The sequence below is a fragment of the Klebsiella sp. GFKo11 genome (genome assembly GCF_056490265.1).
On the sequence record NZ_CM151369.1, the window covers coordinates 4,700,898 to 4,716,673 of the forward strand.

At 54.7% G+C, this 15,776-nt stretch carries 14 protein-coding genes; 8 read left to right on the forward strand and 6 right to left on the reverse strand.

What is annotated here, in order from left to right:
* Window positions 1–73: 73 nt before the first annotated feature.
* Complete coding sequence (locus tag AC07P6_RS22695; protein WP_304256778.1) at window positions 74–946, forward strand: extended-spectrum class A beta-lactamase OXY-8-7; 873 nt, start codon at window positions 74–76, stop codon at window positions 944–946.
* A gap of 275 nt (window positions 947–1,221) precedes the next feature.
* Complete coding sequence (locus AC07P6_RS22700) at window positions 1,222–2,184, forward strand: IS110 family RNA-guided transposase (protein WP_304255689.1); 963 nt, start codon at window positions 1,222–1,224, stop codon at window positions 2,182–2,184.
* Between the two features lie 200 nt (window positions 2,185–2,384).
* Here AC07P6_RS22700 and AC07P6_RS22705 read toward each other — a convergent pair whose 3' ends face one another.
* From AC07P6_RS22705 to AC07P6_RS22720, 4 genes are all read right to left on the reverse strand, one after another.
* Window positions 2,385–2,798 carry a DNA breaking-rejoining protein gene (locus AC07P6_RS22705; RefSeq protein ID WP_478314784.1) on the reverse strand — a complete coding sequence of 138 codons (414 nt, stop codon included), beginning with the start codon at window positions 2,796–2,798 and terminating at the stop codon, window positions 2,385–2,387.
* Window positions 2,799–2,885: 87 nt separating this feature from the next.
* On the reverse strand, window positions 2,886–3,317 hold the full coding sequence (locus AC07P6_RS22710) for a cell envelope integrity TolA C-terminal domain-containing protein (RefSeq protein WP_478314785.1): 432 nt from the start codon (window positions 3,315–3,317) through the stop codon (window positions 2,886–2,888).
* A 50-nt stretch (window positions 3,318–3,367) separates the two neighbouring features.
* Complete coding sequence (locus AC07P6_RS22715; protein WP_110273165.1) at window positions 3,368–4,309, reverse strand: LysR substrate-binding domain-containing protein; 942 nt, start codon at window positions 4,307–4,309, stop codon at window positions 3,368–3,370.
* Between the two features lie 226 nt (window positions 4,310–4,535).
* The gene (locus AC07P6_RS22720) at window positions 4,536–5,030 is read right to left on the reverse strand and encodes a DUF1097 domain-containing protein (protein ID WP_478314786.1); all 495 of its coding nucleotides are present in this window, start codon (window positions 5,028–5,030) and stop codon (window positions 4,536–4,538) included.
* Between the two features lie 405 nt (window positions 5,031–5,435).
* On the opposite strand from AC07P6_RS22720, the gene AC07P6_RS22725 reads away from it, so the two are divergent.
* The 6 genes from AC07P6_RS22725 (at window position 5,436) to AC07P6_RS22750 (ending at window position 12,335) form a co-directional block, all read left to right on the forward strand.
* Window positions 5,436–6,041 (forward strand): ankyrin repeat domain-containing protein, encoded by a 606-nt coding sequence (locus AC07P6_RS22725; RefSeq protein ID WP_478314787.1) that lies wholly within the window; start codon window positions 5,436–5,438, stop codon window positions 6,039–6,041.
* Window positions 6,042–6,079: 38 nt separating this feature from the next.
* Window positions 6,080–6,955 (forward strand): oxamate carbamoyltransferase subunit AllH family protein, encoded by an 876-nt coding sequence (locus AC07P6_RS22730; protein ID WP_478314788.1) that lies wholly within the window; start codon window positions 6,080–6,082, stop codon window positions 6,953–6,955.
* On the forward strand, window positions 6,933–8,480 hold the full coding sequence (fdrA, locus tag AC07P6_RS22735; protein WP_478314789.1) for an acyl-CoA synthetase FdrA: 1,548 nt from the start codon (window positions 6,933–6,935) through the stop codon (window positions 8,478–8,480). Before AC07P6_RS22730 ends, fdrA begins: the two co-directional genes overlap by 23 nt.
* Entirely contained in the window at window positions 8,480–9,895 is a 1,416-nt protein-coding gene (locus AC07P6_RS22740) for a YlbE family protein (protein WP_478314790.1), read from the forward strand. Before fdrA ends, AC07P6_RS22740 begins: the two co-directional genes overlap by 1 nt.
* Window positions 9,896–9,981: 86 nt before the next feature.
* Entirely contained in the window at window positions 9,982–10,932 is a 951-nt protein-coding gene (locus AC07P6_RS22745; protein WP_434659901.1) for a carbamate kinase family protein, read from the forward strand.
* A 17-nt stretch (window positions 10,933–10,949) separates the two neighbouring features.
* Entirely contained in the window at window positions 10,950–12,335 is a 1,386-nt protein-coding gene (locus tag AC07P6_RS22750; protein ID WP_478314791.1) for an amidohydrolase family protein, read from the forward strand.
* Window positions 12,336–12,446: 111 nt separating this feature from the next.
* Here AC07P6_RS22750 and lysS read toward each other — a convergent pair whose 3' ends face one another.
* Both lysS and dtpD read right to left on the reverse strand, forming a co-directional pair.
* Window positions 12,447–13,964 (reverse strand): lysine--tRNA ligase, encoded by a 1,518-nt coding sequence (gene lysS / locus AC07P6_RS22755; RefSeq protein ID WP_304256765.1) that lies wholly within the window; start codon window positions 13,962–13,964, stop codon window positions 12,447–12,449.
* Window positions 13,965–14,286: 322 nt separating this feature from the next.
* Window positions 14,287–15,762 (reverse strand): dipeptide permease DtpD, encoded by a 1,476-nt coding sequence (dtpD, locus tag AC07P6_RS22760; RefSeq protein ID WP_434659903.1) that lies wholly within the window; start codon window positions 15,760–15,762, stop codon window positions 14,287–14,289.
* Between the last annotated feature and the right edge of the window lie 14 nt (window positions 15,763–15,776).

Here is a 15,776-nt window from a genome sequence, read left to right on the forward strand (position 1 = left end):
TCGAATTACCACTTGTCAAAATACAAGATGTCGCGGATAGTCCGGGCAGCTAATCACTATCAAGGAGCCAGAGATGATTAAATGTTCGTGGCGTAAAACCGCCCTGATTGCCGCCGCCTTGCCTTTATTGCTCTGTAGCAGTTCATTATGGGCCAATGCCGATGCTATTCAGCAGAAGCTGACTGATTTAGAAAAAAGCTCCGGCGGCAGGTTGGGCGTAGCGCTGATTAATACTACAGATAATTCTCAAATCTTATATCGCGGAGATGAACGTTTTGCCATGTGCAGCACCGGTAAAGTGATGGCCGCTGCCGCAGTGTTAAAGCAAAGCGAAGTCGATAATCAAGTATTGAATAAAAGGCTGGAGATTAAGAAATCAGATTTGGTGGTCTGGAGTCCGGTGACCGAAAAACATCTGCAGAGCGGAATGACGCTGGCGGAATTAAGCGCCGCAACCCTGCAATATAGCGACAACACCGCGATGAATAAGATGATTGGTTATCTTGGCGGACCAGACAAAGTGACCGCATTCGCCCGCAGCATTGGCGATGTCACTTTTCGTCTTGATCGTACGGAGCCTGCGCTAAACACCGCGATCCCGGGTGATGAACGCGATACCACCACGCCACTGGCGATGGCCGAAAGCCTGCACAAGCTGACGCTGGGTAATGCGCTGGGTGAACAGCAGCGCGCACAGTTAGTGACATGGTTGAAAGGCAACACCACCGGCGGGCAGAGCATTCGTGCGGGCCTGCCTGCAAGCTGGGTCGTGGGAGATAAAACCGGAGCCGGTGATTACGGCACGACCAATGATATCGCCGTTATCTGGCCGGAAAATCATGCCCCGCTGGTGTTAGTCACTTATTTCACCCAACCACAGCAGGATGCGAAAAGCCGCAAAGAGGTATTAGCCGCAGCGGCAAAAATTGTGACCGAAGGGCTGTAGCCCGGACAGGCGCGTCATGCGCCGCCTCCGGGGATAACACCCTCACCCCAGCCCTTATGTCTTGACCTTCTCCGTTCCGGCGGAGAAGATCCCCGACTGATCATCGGGAGGTTACCGGTGAGCATCACCCAGCCCTGGAGCCCCTGAGCCCGCGGGAGAGATTATGCCCCGGTAACCTGTTTCCCTGTCGCCTCAAGACCGAACGGTATCCTGTGCCCTGAGCACCCACATATAAGGATGGTCCGGCGATAATATTCATAAGGTTACGGAGTACCATGATGAATCTTGTCCCTGTCGGCGTTGATATCGCCAAACTCAAATTCGACGTTGCTGTCCAGCTGCCAAACCAGAAGTACAAAACCAAAAAATTCGCCAATACCCCAGCCGGATGCCGCGAATTTCTGAACTGGCTGGCGCGTTTTGGTCACTGTCACGTCTGCATGGAGGCAACAGGTTGCTACAGCACTGAACTGGCCACCCTGCTGGCCGATAATGGCTGCTGCGTCAGCCTTGAAAACCCGGCACGTATCCATGCGTTCGCAAACACTGAACTGACCCGCAATAAAACGGACAAAAGCGACGCGGCGCTGATAGCGCGCTACTGCGCTCTGTATCAGCCGGCCCCCTGGCATCCTGCGCCGCTGAGCGAACGACAACTGACGGCTCTGGTACGCCACCTGCGTAACCTGGAAGAGATGCGTCAGATGGAGGTGAACCGCCTTGAGGCGGCAGATGAAGTCATCGTTCCTTCCCTGAATGAACACGTTACGATGCTGGATGAGCTGATTGAAGAAACCCTCAATAAAATCAACCGGCATATCGATGATAACCCGGACCTGAAGCGGGACCGGGAGCTACTGAAAAGTATCCCCGGAATAGGAGACATGCTGAGTGTGAGCCTGCTGGCGTTCGCAGGAAATCTGCGACGGTTCAGCAACAGCAAGGCACTGGTGGCGTATGCTGGTTTGAATCCTCGTCGTTGTGAGTCAGGGATGTGGAAAGGGAAAAGCAGGCTGTCGAAAGTGGGCCATGCAGAGCTGCGTAGCGCACTGTATATGCCAGCGGTAGTGGCAGGAAGATGCAATAAGGTGGTGAAAAACCTGATGGAAAGGCTTGCAGCCCGGGGTAAGACAGGGAAAGAGCGAGTGTGTGCAGGAATGAGGAAATTACTGCAGCTGGCTTATGGTGTGGTGAAATCCGGGCATGAATTTAACGCTGAAATACCACTTGCCGGATAACCGGCAAGACGGTATCTCTCCCTCAAAAGGGAGAGGGAGCAGGCCGTACCCGCGATTTATTTCGGTGTCTGACTTCCCTGGTGGCGCTGCGGCTTCCCGGCTACGGGTTCACCACCATCTGCGGTCAGGTAGCCCGGACAGGCGCGTCACGCGCCGCCTCCGGGGATAACACCCTCACCCCAGCCCTGCGAGTTGAAATATTAATTCGTGATTTTAAACGTCAGTGCATAGGTGCTGGTTTTACCTTCATCACGCGCCCCCCCCATCTGATAAACCCGCACGGTATATTTACCACCAGCAGTAAGACGTTGCTCAAAAACATCGCCGCTCATTGATCCGTTATAAATCACCTCGTTAGCCGGTGTGATCACGTTAAAATAAGGATGCGGCCATTGGCTCTTCATGCTGATATGCATCATCTGACCCGCTTTTGCCATCAGCGTAAAATCATGACTATCATCACCGGTCACGGTACTTTTTATTATTGTGCCGTTGCTGCCTTTATCAAAACGAACGGCATTACTGTTTATTTTATCACTCGCTATTAATGATACTGACGTTAATAAACAACTAACACAGATCATGCCACCAACAATTAACTTTAAATTTTTCATTTAATTAACACCTTATGTTTTTTATGCGCGCTGTTATAGCACATAAGGTGTCAGGAGTAAGCTGCTTCGAAATATTGTCCACCGTTTTTACGGTTTAAAATCCAGCGCGGCATTTTTTAAATTTTGATATGTCCGTTCATTCGGAAAGGGTGGAAACTTCGTACGTAATACAGCATCGTACATCACCGCACAAAACTCTGAACGCTCGCCTTCTACCTTCAAACCTGTCAGCTCTGCTCGACGGTTTAAAGACATACGCAAAGTACAGACGTCACCGCGATATTTTTCCCAATCAGGGATGTGCTCCCTAATAGCCTGTTGCAAGGCAAAAAAATAACCACTTAGATTTTCGCTATTTGCATCATCAGGCGGAAGAGTCAGGGTATCCGACTGCGCAGCGCGCTGATTCATCTCCTGAATAAGCTGCGTTTGAGAGGGAGTCTTTGTCTGCGTCCCCTGACAGCCGGAAAGCAGCCATACGCCAGCCACCAGAGCGAGTAGATATGTTACTTTTTTCATGATGTATCCTTACACAAAAAAGGCCGCTTCAAATCATCGGCGACGAAACACTATTCTCGCGTCTCCTGACGATGGAGTAAATCCTGATAAATCGTCGTTAATATTCCTCCTGGACGAAACCCTTTTTTGATCCATTGCGTCACCTGGCCGGTCGCGGCGTGCTGGGTCGCCAGCAACATTCCCGAGTCCTGTCGCGGGTTGTGGATCTGGCGGGTCACCAGCAATTTCTTCTCCATCGCTTCATGCGCCATATAATCCGGCAGAAATCCGATCCCTTCACCGAGGATCTGGCACTGGCATTTGGTATTAAAGTCCGGCACCAGGATCGCCTCCTGACCGTGCAGCAGCCAGCCCACCTTTTTATTAATGGTGCTGGCGGTATCCTCAACCATGATGTTGGGGTACAGGCGCAGCTGGCTTTCGGAAATCGGCTCCGGCATAAACGCCAACGGATGATCCGGAGCAATAGCAAACACCCAGCGGATCGCACCGATCTCGGTGTAATCAATACCGCCGCCGTCGAGCAGGGTATCCGGCGCGCCGATAGCGATATTCGCCTGATTATTAATCATCGAGTCCCAGACGCCGTTATAGACCTCGGTGGTCACGGTTATCTGGCAGGTAGGAAACTGCTTTTTCAACACCTGCAGCAGCCGTGCCGTGTGGCGCGGCGTATAGAGCAACTGATTAATACAGATGCGCACCCGCGCTTCAATTCCCTGAGAGATGGTATCGATACTGCGCTTGATAGCGTGAAAATCATTCAGCAGGTCAGTGGCTTTGCGAAAAAGATAAAAGCCGGATTCGGTCAACTCAATGCTGCGGGTATTGCGGGTAAAAAGCACCACGTCCAGCCCCGCCTCCATCCGCTTGATGGTATAGCTGATGGCTGAGGTGGTCAGCCCCAGCTCATCCGCGGCTTTACTAAAGCTGCCAAAACGTGCCGCCGTGGTAAACGCCAGCAGGTTCTCTTCAGTAAAAATGGAATTCATGTGGTGCTCCTGCTTTTATTTACCCATATATACCCTAAATAATTCGAGTTGCAGGAAGGCGGCAAGGAAGAGAGTCCCCAGGAGCTTACTGAAGTAAGTGACTGGGGTGAGCTGACGCAGCCAACACACATGCAACTTGAAGTATGACGGGTATAGCTGAAGAATGTATTGGCAGTACTGATGCAGGGCAACCATTTTTGAATATCTTTTAAAAACTCTCGGCTTATTACACGTTCTCCTTCGACGTCGCCTCGCTGAGTTTTCGCCCGCTATACTCGGAAATAAAGCCCACGCAGTTACCCGCCAGGAACCCCAACAACGTCACCGTCCAGTTCAGTCCGGTGGCGAAAAATAGCGTCATGCCTAAGAAACCGCCGGGAATAAAAGAAGTCAGGGCAAACCGTCCCTGCCAGACGATAACCGCCGAAAACGGCACTGTGGTAATTACGCTGGCCCAGAAGCCCGAAATTCCCGTGACTGAAGCAATCGCCCCCGCGGCCAGCGCGGCGAGATACGCCCAGATGGCCCCGGAATAGTTAACGAAGAGGCTTTTTACCCAGCCTTCTTTACCGCCGCCCGCCGCGTAAAAACTGCAAAAGGCGACAAAGCCAATGGTACCGAGTAATTCCCAACCGTGTTGCAGCCCAACGTGCGAGGAAATCAGCTGCCAGACGCCAGCGCAGATGCCAACCGTAATCCCCGTAGCGGTAAGTCCGTTCATATCTCTCTCCTCTTAGAACCTATCTCATTAGGGCTATTTTGCTTGCCACTTTGAACCTGGGCAGTGCTCAGAATCCTCACGTACTACGTGTACGCTCCGGTTCTTCCGCGCTGTCCGTGTTCAAACTGCCTGCGCCAATAACGCCTACTGGGATAGGCTCTTAGTAAAATAGCCTGATGAAGTATTTCAGCGAGGAAACTATATCGAAACAAAACCCGATTGAGTTAAGGGACAAAGAGGGAAAGAAACAAACGTTGCACCAACGCACAGTCTGCATCGATTATTAAATAATATTCAACAATCAACCTGATTATGGCGAATAAATTTTAAGCGGGTTCTTTTCTCATAATTTCGTTGCTATTCTCAGACCATCAATAAACAGCCACAAAAATCAGGGGAATGATAATGAGCACACCAAATCTGCTGAATGAATATCTACTGGCTGCTGAACTGGGTAATTTACATCAATTAAAAACCAGTCTAACACAAGGTGTCGATATTAATGCCAGCAATCGCCAGGGACAAACGGCCATTACGCTGGCAAGTCTTAATCAACATTATGACTGCGTCTCTGTGTTAATTTCCGCTGGAGTCGATATTAATCAGCAGGACAGGACCTGCCTCAATCCTTTTTTACTCAGTTGCCTGAATAACGATATTAAATTGCTGCAATTAATACTCCCCGCAAAGCCGGATCTGAACTGTTTAACCCGATTTGGCGGCGTGGGCCTGACGCCTGCCTGCGAAAAAGGCCATATTGAGATCGTTAAAATACTGCTGGCCGAGACCGATATTAACGTCAACCACACCAACTTTGTTGGCTGGACGCCGCTGCTGGAAGCGATCGTTCTCAATGACGGCGGTCCGACGCAGCAGGCCATCGTTAAGCTGCTGCTGGAGCACGACGCCAGCCCGCATATGACCGATAAATATGGCAAAACCCCGCTGGAACTGGCTCAGGAGAAAGGGTTTGAAGAGATTGCCCAGTTGCTAATTTCTGCGGGAGCATAAACAGGAGCAGCGCTATCGACACCTTCACACCACGATGTGTGCAAGCGCTAACTGCGGATGAGGGTTTTCTCTGTGCGCGCGGTAGCGGACGGATTGAACAGGTCTTTTCCCGGGCGGTCAATATCTGGCTCCCGACAGAGCAGCAGCTCCTGACGCTGCTTGGCGAAGGCTACGATAACGCCCCCAACAGCTGTAGGTTAGCGCTCACACACTTAAACACCCTGTTCCGGCCAGGTGAAACGGTCGAATTTAGTGATTCGGGCATCAGCGTTGGCAAGAATATCTGGATAAATAACGGTACCTGCCTTCGCTGGCAGACGCCGAAAATGACGCTGAATACCGAGCGATTTGGGGCTATTCCCTGGTCACGCTGGCAAGAGTTTATTCACCTGCAACTCCATGAGGATGAAACGTTATTTCTCTATCGCGGCGACAATCCTTTTTATCGGGAGCTCGCCAGGGAATTGCAAGAGCGACGGAAAAGATTACTTAACGCCATTACGCAAAAACAAAACATCACTCAGGCGGTTAGCCAGATGATTGGGTTAGGAATTGGCCTGACGCCGTCAGCGGATGATTACCTGGTAGGGCTAAGCATTATTTTATTTATTACCGGCCACCCGGCAGAAAAATACCGGGAAGCATTTTTAACCGCACTGCAACGTGCCAAAAATAATACTACGCAGCTGAGTGCAATAACGTTAGAAGCTGCTTTACAGCAGCGTTATCGTGAAAGTATTGCCATCTTGATTAACCAGATAATTAATCAGGTGGAACATTTTTCTATTCAGACCATTGCCGAGATTAAAAATATTGGCTCAAGTTCCGGCTGCGACATGCTGTATGGCATAGCGGACGCCTGCGCGCTGAGCCAAACCTACGGAGGGAATTATGTCAGTCAAAATAGTTATTAAAAAGAACACGTATTTTGATTCCGTGTCGCTGATGTCGATATCGACACGCGCCAACCAACTCGACGGCGTCGAGCAGGCGTTTGTGGCGATGGCGACCGAGATGAACAAAGGCGTGCTGAAGAATCTAGGGCTGCTGACGACAGAGCTTGATGAGGCGAAAAACGGCGACCTGATGATCGTTATCAACGGCAAAGACGGTGCCGATAACGAGCAGACGCTGGCGGCTATTGAAGAATTATTCACTAAAAAGGCCGACAGCGGCTCGCACGAAGCGCGCTACGCCACCCTTGCCAGCGCCAAAAAGCATATACCCGAGAGCAACCTGGCGGTGATTTCGGTCAACGGTCTGTTCGCCGCCCGCGAAGCGCGTCAGGCGCTGCAAAATGACCTCAACGTGATGCTGTTCTCCGACAACGTGTCGATTGAAGATGAGCTGGCGCTTAAGCAGTTGGCGCATGAAAAAGGGTTACTGATGATGGGCCCGGACTGCGGCACCGCCATCATCAACGGCGCGGCGCTGTGCTTTGGCAACGCAGTACGGCGCGGTAATATCGGCATTATTGGCGCATCCGGCACCGGCAGCCAGGAACTGAGCGTGCGCATTCACGACTTCGGCGGCGGCATCTCACAGCTGATCGGCACCGGCGGACGCGACCTGAGTGAAAAAATTGGCGGGCTGATGATGCTCGACGCCATCGCCATGCTGGAAAACGATCCGCAAACTGAAATCATCGCGCTGGTCTCTAAACCGCCCGCCCCTGCGGTGGCACGTAAAGTACTGGAACGCGCACGGAGCTGCCGTAAACCGGTGGTCGCCTGCTTCCTCGGTCGCGCTGAGCCTTCGGCGGATGAACAAGGGCTACAGTTTGCGCGCGGGACCAAAGAAGCGGCGCTGAAAGCGGTTCTGCTGAGCGGCGTAAAAAAAGAATCTTTAGACCTGCACCCGCTGAACGAAAAGCTGATTGCCAAGGTTCGTGCGCAGCTCACGCCACAGCAAAAATATATTCGCGGCCTGTTCTGCGGCGGCACCCTGTGCGATGAAACCATGTTTGCGGTGATGGAAAAACACGGTGGCGTCTACAGCAACATTCAGCCCGACCCAGCCTTCCGCCTGACAGACATTAACCGCAGCGTCAAACACACCTTCCTCGATTTCGGTGATGACGACTTCACCAACGGCAAGCCGCATCCGATGATCGACCCAACCAACCGCATCAGCCGTCTGCTCCAGGAAGCACGCGATCCTGAAGTCGGCGTCATCGTGATGGACTTCGTGCTCGGTTTTGGCTCGCACGAGGATCCGGTTGGCGTGATGCTAGATGCAATCAAAGAGGCGAAAGCGATCGCCGCCGCCGAAGGGCGAGAGCTTGCGATCCTCGGCTACGTGCTGGGGACCGATCTTGATACGCCATCGCTGGAAAAACAGCGCCAGATGTTAAGCGACGCGGGCGTCATTCTGGCCAGCAGCAGCACCAATACCGGATTGCTGGCGCGTGAATTTATCTGCAAAGGGGAGAACGCCTGATGAGCCAGTTATTTAACCTACCGTTGAACGTGATTAACGTCGGTATCGCCATGTTTAGCGACGATCTGAAAAAGCAGCATGTTAATGTCACCCAGCTCGACTGGACGCCGCCGGGCCAGGGCAATATGCAGATTGTTAACGCACTGGATAGCATCGCCGACTCGCCGCTGGCGGAGAAAATCGCCGCCGCCAACCAGCAGGCGCTGGAACGTATTATTCAGTCCCACCCGGTGCTGATTGGCTTTGATCAGGCGATTAACGTCGTTCCTGGCATGACGCCGAAAACGATTCTCCACGCCGGTCCGCCGGTGAAGTGGGAAAACATGTGCGGCGCAATGAAAGGCGCGGTCACCGGGGCGCTGGTGTTTGAAGGGCTGGCGAAGGATATCGACGAAGCGGCGGTACTGGCGGCTTCCGGCGAAATCACCTTCTCGCCGTGCCACGAGCATGATTGCGTGGGATCGATGGCGGGTGTGACTTCCGCTTCGATGTTTATGCATATCGTCGAGAACAAAACATACGGCAACATCGCTTATACCAACATGAGCGAGCAGATGGCGAAGATCCTGCGCATGGGGGCCAACGACCAGAGCGTGATCGACCGTCTGAACTGGATGCGTGATGTACAGGGCCCGATGCTGCGCGATGCGATGAAAATCATCGGCGAAATCGACCTGCGCTTAATGCTGGCGCAGGCGCTGCATATGGGCGACGAGTGCCACAACCGCAACAACGCGGGCACCACGCTGCTGATCCAGGCGCTAACGCCAGGGATTATCCAGGCCGGTTATTCCGTTGAGCAGCAGCGCGAAGTGTTCGAGTTTGTCGCCAGCAGCGACTACTTCTCCGGCCCGACGTGGATGGCGATGTGTAAAGCGGCGATGGACGCAGCGCACGGCATCGAATACAGCACTGTGGTTACCACCATGGCGCGCAACGGTGTCGAGTTCGGCCTGCGGGTCAGTGGCCTGCCTGGACAGTGGTTTACCGGTCCGGCACAGCAGGTGATTGGCCCAATGTTTGCCGGATATAAGCCGGAAGACTCGGGCCTTGATATTGGCGATAGCGCGATTACCGAAACCTACGGCATCGGCGGTTTTGCGATGGCGACGGCCCCGGCAATTGTGGCGCTGGTGGGCGGTACGGTGGAAGAGGCTATCGATTTCTCCCGCCAGATGCGCGAAATCACGCTGGGCGAGAACCCGAACGTCACCATCCCGCTGCTCGGTTTTATGGGCGTACCGACGGCTATCGACATCACCCGCGTCGGCAGCAGCGGCATTCTGCCAGTGATCAACACCGCTATTGCGCATAAAGATGCGGGCATCGGCATGATTGGCGCCGGGATCGTGCACCCGCCGTTCGCCTGCTTCGAGAAGGCGATTTTAAGCTGGTGCGAACGTTACAACGGATAACGGATGGTCCCCTCTCCCTTTAAAAGGGAGAGGGAGCAAACCCAACAACAATAATCACATCACCTTCTGCACTGGATACCTACACCATGAAAGAACTTGTGGTCGTTGCCATTGGTGGCAACAGCATAATAAAAGACAACGCCAGCCAGTCGATTGAACATCAGGCGCAGGCGGTGAAAGCGGTCGCCAATACGGTGCTGGAGATGCTGGCGTCCGATTACAACGTGGTGCTCACCCATGGCAACGGACCGCAGGTAGGGTTAGATTTACGCCGCGCCGAAATCGCCCATGAGCGCGAGGGTCTGCCGCTCACTCCGCTGGCCAACTGCGTCGCCGATACTCAGGGCGGGATCGGCTATCTTATTCAACAAGCGCTGAACAACCGTCTCGCCGAACGCGGCGAACAAAAAGCGGTGACGGTGGTGACGCAAGTGGAGGTGGATAAAAACGATCCTGGTTTTGCCCATCCGACCAAACCCATCGGCGCGTTCTTTAATGAAAACCAGCGTGATGAGCTTCTGCAGGCCCATCCAGACTGGCGATTTGTCGAAGACTCAGGACGCGGTTACCGTCGGGTCGTGGCTTCTCCTGAGCCGCAACGTATCGTCGAGGCCGCAGCTATCAAAACCCTGACTCAGCAAGGTTTTATCGTGATTGGCGCAGGCGGCGGCGGTATTCCGGTGGTGCGCGGTGAGCAGGGGGATTATCAGAGCGTCGATGCGGTGATCGACAAAGATCTCTCCACCGCCCTGCTGGCCCGCGAGATCCGCGCCGATATTCTGGTTATCACCACCGGCGTTGAAAAAGTCTGTATCCATTTTGGTCAACCCAATCAGCAGGCGCTGGGCACAACCACCGTCAGCGAAATGACCCGCTATATGCAGGAAGGTCATTTCCCGGCGGGCAGTATGCTGCCAAAAATCGTCGCCAGCCTCGCGTTCCTGCAACACGGCGGCAAACGGGTCATCATTACCACGCCGGAACGCCTGGCCGCCGCGCTGCGCGGGGAAACCGGAACCCATATCGTGCATGACTAAAATAAAAAGGAAGAGAGATGAATAGAGACAATAGCCGCCGGGAGTTTCTCAGCCAGAGCGGTAAGATGGTCACCGCCGCCGCCCTGTTCGGTGGGGCGGTTCCGGCCGCCTATGCCGCGAACAGCCAGACTCCGGCGAGCACCTGCGAAAATAAAAGCATCAATCGCATCGCCAACAACCACTACTATCTCGACAACGTCCTGCTGGAAAGCGGCTTTGAGTATGAGAACGGGGTTGCAGTGCACACCCGCACCGAACGGCAAACGCTGGAGATTCGCGACGGCAAAATAGCGGCGCTGCTAAGCAATAAAAGCCATCCCGATGCCGCCCTTCCCCACTATGACGCAGGTGGCAAGCTGATGCTGCCGGCGATGCGCGATATGCATATTCACCTGGATAAAACCTTTTACGGTGGCCCGTGGCGATCGCTGAACCGCCCGGCGGGCACCACGATTCAGGATATGATCAAGCTGGAGCAGAAGCTGCTGCCCGAGCTACAGCCTTACACACAAGCCCATGCCGAAAAGTTGATCGACCTGATCCAGTCTAAAGGCTCCACCATCGCCCGCAGCCACTGTAATATTGAGCCGGTATCCGGGCTGAAAAATCTCGAAAATCTTCAGGCGGTGCTGGCGCGACGTCAGGCGGGTTTTGCATGTGAGATCGTCGCCTTTCCACAGCACGGGCTGCTGCTGTCAAAATCAGAACCGCTGGTGCGTGAAGCCATGCAGGCCGGTGCGCACTATGTTGGTGGGCTGGATCCGACCAGCGTCGACGGCGCGATGGAGAAATCGCTCGATACCATGTTCCAGATTGCGCTCGATTACGATAAAGGCGTCGATATTCACCTGCACGAGACCAGCCCGGCGGGCATAGAGGCGGTGAATTATATGGTGGAAACCGTCGAGAAAACACCGCAGTTGAAAGGCAAGCTAACCATCAGCCACGCCTTCGCACTGGCGATGATGAACGAGCAGCAGGTAGATGAAATCGCCACGCGTATGGCGGCGCAGCAAATCACCATTGCCTCCACCGTGCCCATCGGCACGCTGCATATGCCGCTCAAACAGCTGCGTGATAAAGGCGTCTTTGTGATGACCGGTACTGATAGCGTTATCGATCACTGGTCGCCCTATGGCCTCGGCGACATGCTGGAAAAAGCTAACCTTTACGCCCAGCTCTATATTCGCCCCAATGAGCAGACGCTGTCGCGTTCGCTGGCCATCGCCACCGGCAACGTGCTGCCGCTCAACGATAAGGGCGAGCGCGTCTGGCCCAGGGCGCAAGATGAAGCCAGCTTCGTGCTGGTTGACGCTTCCTGTTCCGCCGAGGCGGTGGCGCGAATTTCGCCGCGTACCGCGACTTTCCATAAAGGCAATATGGTGTGGGGTAACGTGGGGTAAAAAGTAGAATCGCCCGGTGGCGGCTAACGCCTTACCGGGCCTACAGATGGTTTCAGGTTTGCCAGGCCGGGCAAGGCGTCAGCCGCCGCCCGGCAAATGAACGAATCGCGGTTATTTCTGCGGACGCATGGCCGGGAACAGGATCACATCGCGGATGGTGTGGCTGTTGGTAAACAGCATCACCATACGGTCGATACCAATCCCCAGACCCGCCGTCGGCGGCAGGCCATATTCCAGCGCGGTGACGTAGTCTTCGTCGTAGAACATCGCTTCGTCATCCCCCGCCGCTTTGGCGTTAACCTGATCGAGGAAACGCTGCGCCTGGTCTTCGGCATCGTTCAGCTCGCTAAAACCGTTGCCGATTTCACGCCCGCCGATAAAGAACTCAAAGCGGTCGGTGATTTCCGGGTTCACATCGTTGCGGCGCGCCAGCGGCGAAACTTCTGCCGGATACTCGGTGATAAAGGTCGGCTGGATCAGGTGCGCTTCCGCCACTTCGTCGAAGATCTCGGTGACAATACGCCCCAGCCCCCAGCTTTTCTCCACGTGAACACCGATGGATTCCGCCAGCGCTTTCGCCGCGTCGAAGTTATCCAAATCCGCCATCTCGGTTTCAGGACGGTGTTTCTTAATCGCTTCGCGCATGGTCAGTTTTTCAAACGGCTTGCCGAAGTCGAACACCTGGTCGCCGTACGGCACTTCGGTTTTACCCAGTACGGTTTGCGCCAGAGTACGGAACAGCGATTCGGTCAGTTCGATCAGATCTTTGTAATCTGCATACGCCATATAGAGTTCCATCATGGTGAACTCTGGATTGTGGCGCACGGAAATGCCTTCGTTACGGAAGTTACGGTTGATCTCGAAAACCCGTTCGAAGCCGCCGACTACCAGCCGTTTCAGGTATAGCTCCGGCGCGATGCGCAGGTACATGTCCAGATCGAGGGCATTATGATGGGTGATGAACGGACGTGCCGAAGCACCGCCGGGGATCACCTGCATCATCGGGGTTTCCACTTCCATAAAGCCGCGCGCGACCATAAATTGACGCATAGTCGCGAGGATCTGCGAACGCACCTTAAAAGTGTGGCGCGACTCTTCGTTGGAGATCAGATCGAGATAACGCTGACGATAGCGTGCTTCCTGATCCTGTAAGCCGTGGAATTTGTCCGGCAGCGGGCGCAGCGCTTTGGTCAGCAGGCGCAGCTCGGTGCAGTGGATAGAGAGTTCGCCGGTCTGGGTTTTGAACAGCTTACCGCGGGCGGCGATGATGTCTCCGAGGTCCCATTTCTTAAACTGCTCGTTATAAACGCCTTCCGGCAGGTCGTCGCGGGCAACGTACAGCTGAATGCGCCCGCCGACATCCTGTAAGGTGACGAAGGAGGCTTTACCCATGATACGGCGGGTCATCATGCGGCCAGCAACGGCGACTTCGACGTTCAGAGAGGTGAGTGCGTCGTTATCCTTACCATCGAATTCAGCATGGAGCTGGTCAGAGGTATGGTCGCGGCGAAAATCGTTCGGGAACGCCACGCCCTGCTCGCGCAGCGCGGCCAGTTTTTCACGACGGGTTTTCAGTTCATTATTAAGGTCAATTGCCTCATCGGCACCTTGTGCTTGTTGTTCAGACATGTTGGTTCCTCATAACCCTGCTTGCAAACTTGCTTCGATAAATTGAACCAGGTCACTATCCAGCGCGGCCTGTCTCGGGTGGCAGCACCGGAGAACAATCTTAACGAACCTGGTTTCACTTCCGGCTGAATTCACTCAGCCATCGTTTCACTAACGATTTTTTGTCTTCGGCTTCCGCACTCGCCAGAATATCCTCCTCCTGATTATTGAACGGTGCAAGGAGCGGTTTTCGCTCCGCTATTGGGTATGGACCCCGGAGGCGGTGCTGCGCGCCTGTCCGGGCTACAAAACCCTCGGGCCATTCTTGTAGCCCGGACAGGCGCTACGCGCCGCCTCCGGGAACTTCACCGGCAGCCGCGCGACGCCTGCCCACGCTAAAGGCGGCGACGAAGGCGATAATGACAATCACCGCCACGCAGCCCAGCGTCCACTCGCCCATTTGCGCAAAGAAATGCTGATACGCGACAATCGCCGTATCGCTGATTTGCGACTCTGTGGTCTGCTGCGCCACCACGCCCGCCAGCCAGTTGGCCACCGCGCCGGTCGCCAGCATATAAATCCCGGTCAGCACGCCGGTCACGCCGGGCATATTGAGACGGGTGATTTGCGCCATCGCCACCGGGTCAATAAACAGCTCAGCAAAGCCCATCAGCGCCAGGCCAGCCACCATCATGCCCATCGATGCCTGCCCTTGCGCCGCACCATGGCGCGCGTTAAGCGCTAGCAGCATAAAACCGCAGCCCATCAGCACCAGACCGAAGGCGAACTTCAGCCATACGCGCAGTGCAGAACGGGTGCTGCCTTCGGGACGCATCAGCCACGCCAGCACGACGCCCGCCGCCATCACCGCGACGGCGTTGACCGACTGGAACAGCGCGGTCGGCACTTCGATATTCAGCAAGCGACGATTAACAAAGTGGTCGATAAACAGGCTTATCGAGCTACCGCCCTGCTGCGCCAACACCCAGAACAGCGTGCCGGTCAACATCAACAGAACGATTTGCCACAGCGCGCGGCGGTGTTCGGGGGATTTGATCATAATGCGCGCCACCATCTGGGCGGCGAAAACGCAGACAATCGCCAGCAGATAGCCGGACCAGTTATTCTCCAGCAGCAGAGTGAAAAACACCGGCGCGACGCAGAGCATCACCACCAGCCAGCCCCAGGTCGGCAGCACAAACTTCACCGTCCGCAGCGCCTGTTTATCAACGCCGCGCGTATTGCGGAAGTAGCGGCTACCGCTTAAGAAAATCATCAGACCGGCAAACATACCGATCCCCGCCAGCGCAAAGCCGACATGCCAACCGTACCACTGCGCCGCCAGCCCGCAGGCGATGGGCGCAGCGATGGAGCCGACGTTACCGGCGGCGTACAGCAGCGAGAAACCGCCGTCGCGGCGATGGTCATCAACAGCGTAAAGTTCGCCCAGCAGGCAGCTAATATTGGATTTGAACAGACCGTAGCCGCAGATAATGATCGCCAGCGCGAGATACAGGCTCCAGATAGAATCGGATTCGATGCCCAGCACCACATGGCCGAGGGTCATCAGCAGCGCGCCGGCAATCACCGCCGTGCGGTTGCCGAGCAGGCGGTCGGCAAGCCAGCCGCCGAGAATGGGGGTAACGTAAACCAGGGAGGCGTAAGCGCTGAACAGGCTGATGGCGTGGCTGTCATCAAAACCAAGTTGATGGGTGAGATAGAGGATGAGTAAGGCACGCATGCCGTAAAAGCTGAAATATTCCCAGATTTGGATCGCTACGATGTAGTAAATCGCGCGCGGCTGTGAGGGTGTTTTCATGGGTTCTCCTTGCA

Bases quoted from the DNA above. Each gene is read 5' to 3' on its own strand.
- AC07P6_RS22725 (WP_478314787.1), top strand. From the start codon at position 5,436: ATGAGCACACCAAATCTGCTGAATGAATATCTACTGGCTGCTGAACTG.
- AC07P6_RS22740 (WP_478314790.1), top strand. From the start codon at position 8,480: ATGAGCCAGTTATTTAACCTACCGTTGAACGTGATTAACGTCGGTATC.
- AC07P6_RS22695 (WP_304256778.1), top strand. From the start codon at position 74: ATGATTAAATGTTCGTGGCGTAAAACCGCCCTGATTGCCGCCGCCTTG.
- AC07P6_RS22745 (WP_434659901.1), top strand. From the start codon at position 9,982: ATGAAAGAACTTGTGGTCGTTGCCATTGGTGGCAACAGCATAATAAAA.
- lysS (WP_304256765.1), bottom strand. From the start codon at position 13,964: ATGTCTGAACAACAAGCACAAGGTGCCGATGAGGCAATTGACCTTAAT.
- AC07P6_RS22710 (WP_478314785.1), bottom strand. From the start codon at position 3,317: ATGAAAAAAGTAACATATCTACTCGCTCTGGTGGCTGGCGTATGGCTG.
- AC07P6_RS22720 (WP_478314786.1), bottom strand. From the start codon at position 5,030: ATGAACGGACTTACCGCTACGGGGATTACGGTTGGCATCTGCGCTGGC.
- AC07P6_RS22715 (WP_110273165.1), bottom strand. From the start codon at position 4,309: ATGAATTCCATTTTTACTGAAGAGAACCTGCTGGCGTTTACCACGGCG.
- dtpD (WP_434659903.1), bottom strand. From the start codon at position 15,762: ATGAAAACACCCTCACAGCCGCGCGCGATTTACTACATCGTAGCGATC.
- AC07P6_RS22700 (WP_304255689.1), top strand. From the start codon at position 1,222: ATGATGAATCTTGTCCCTGTCGGCGTTGATATCGCCAAACTCAAATTC.
- fdrA (WP_478314789.1), top strand. From the start codon at position 6,933: ATGTCAGTCAAAATAGTTATTAAAAAGAACACGTATTTTGATTCCGTG.
- AC07P6_RS22750 (WP_478314791.1), top strand. From the start codon at position 10,950: ATGAATAGAGACAATAGCCGCCGGGAGTTTCTCAGCCAGAGCGGTAAG.
- AC07P6_RS22705 (WP_478314784.1), bottom strand. From the start codon at position 2,798: ATGAAAAATTTAAAGTTAATTGTTGGTGGCATGATCTGTGTTAGTTGT.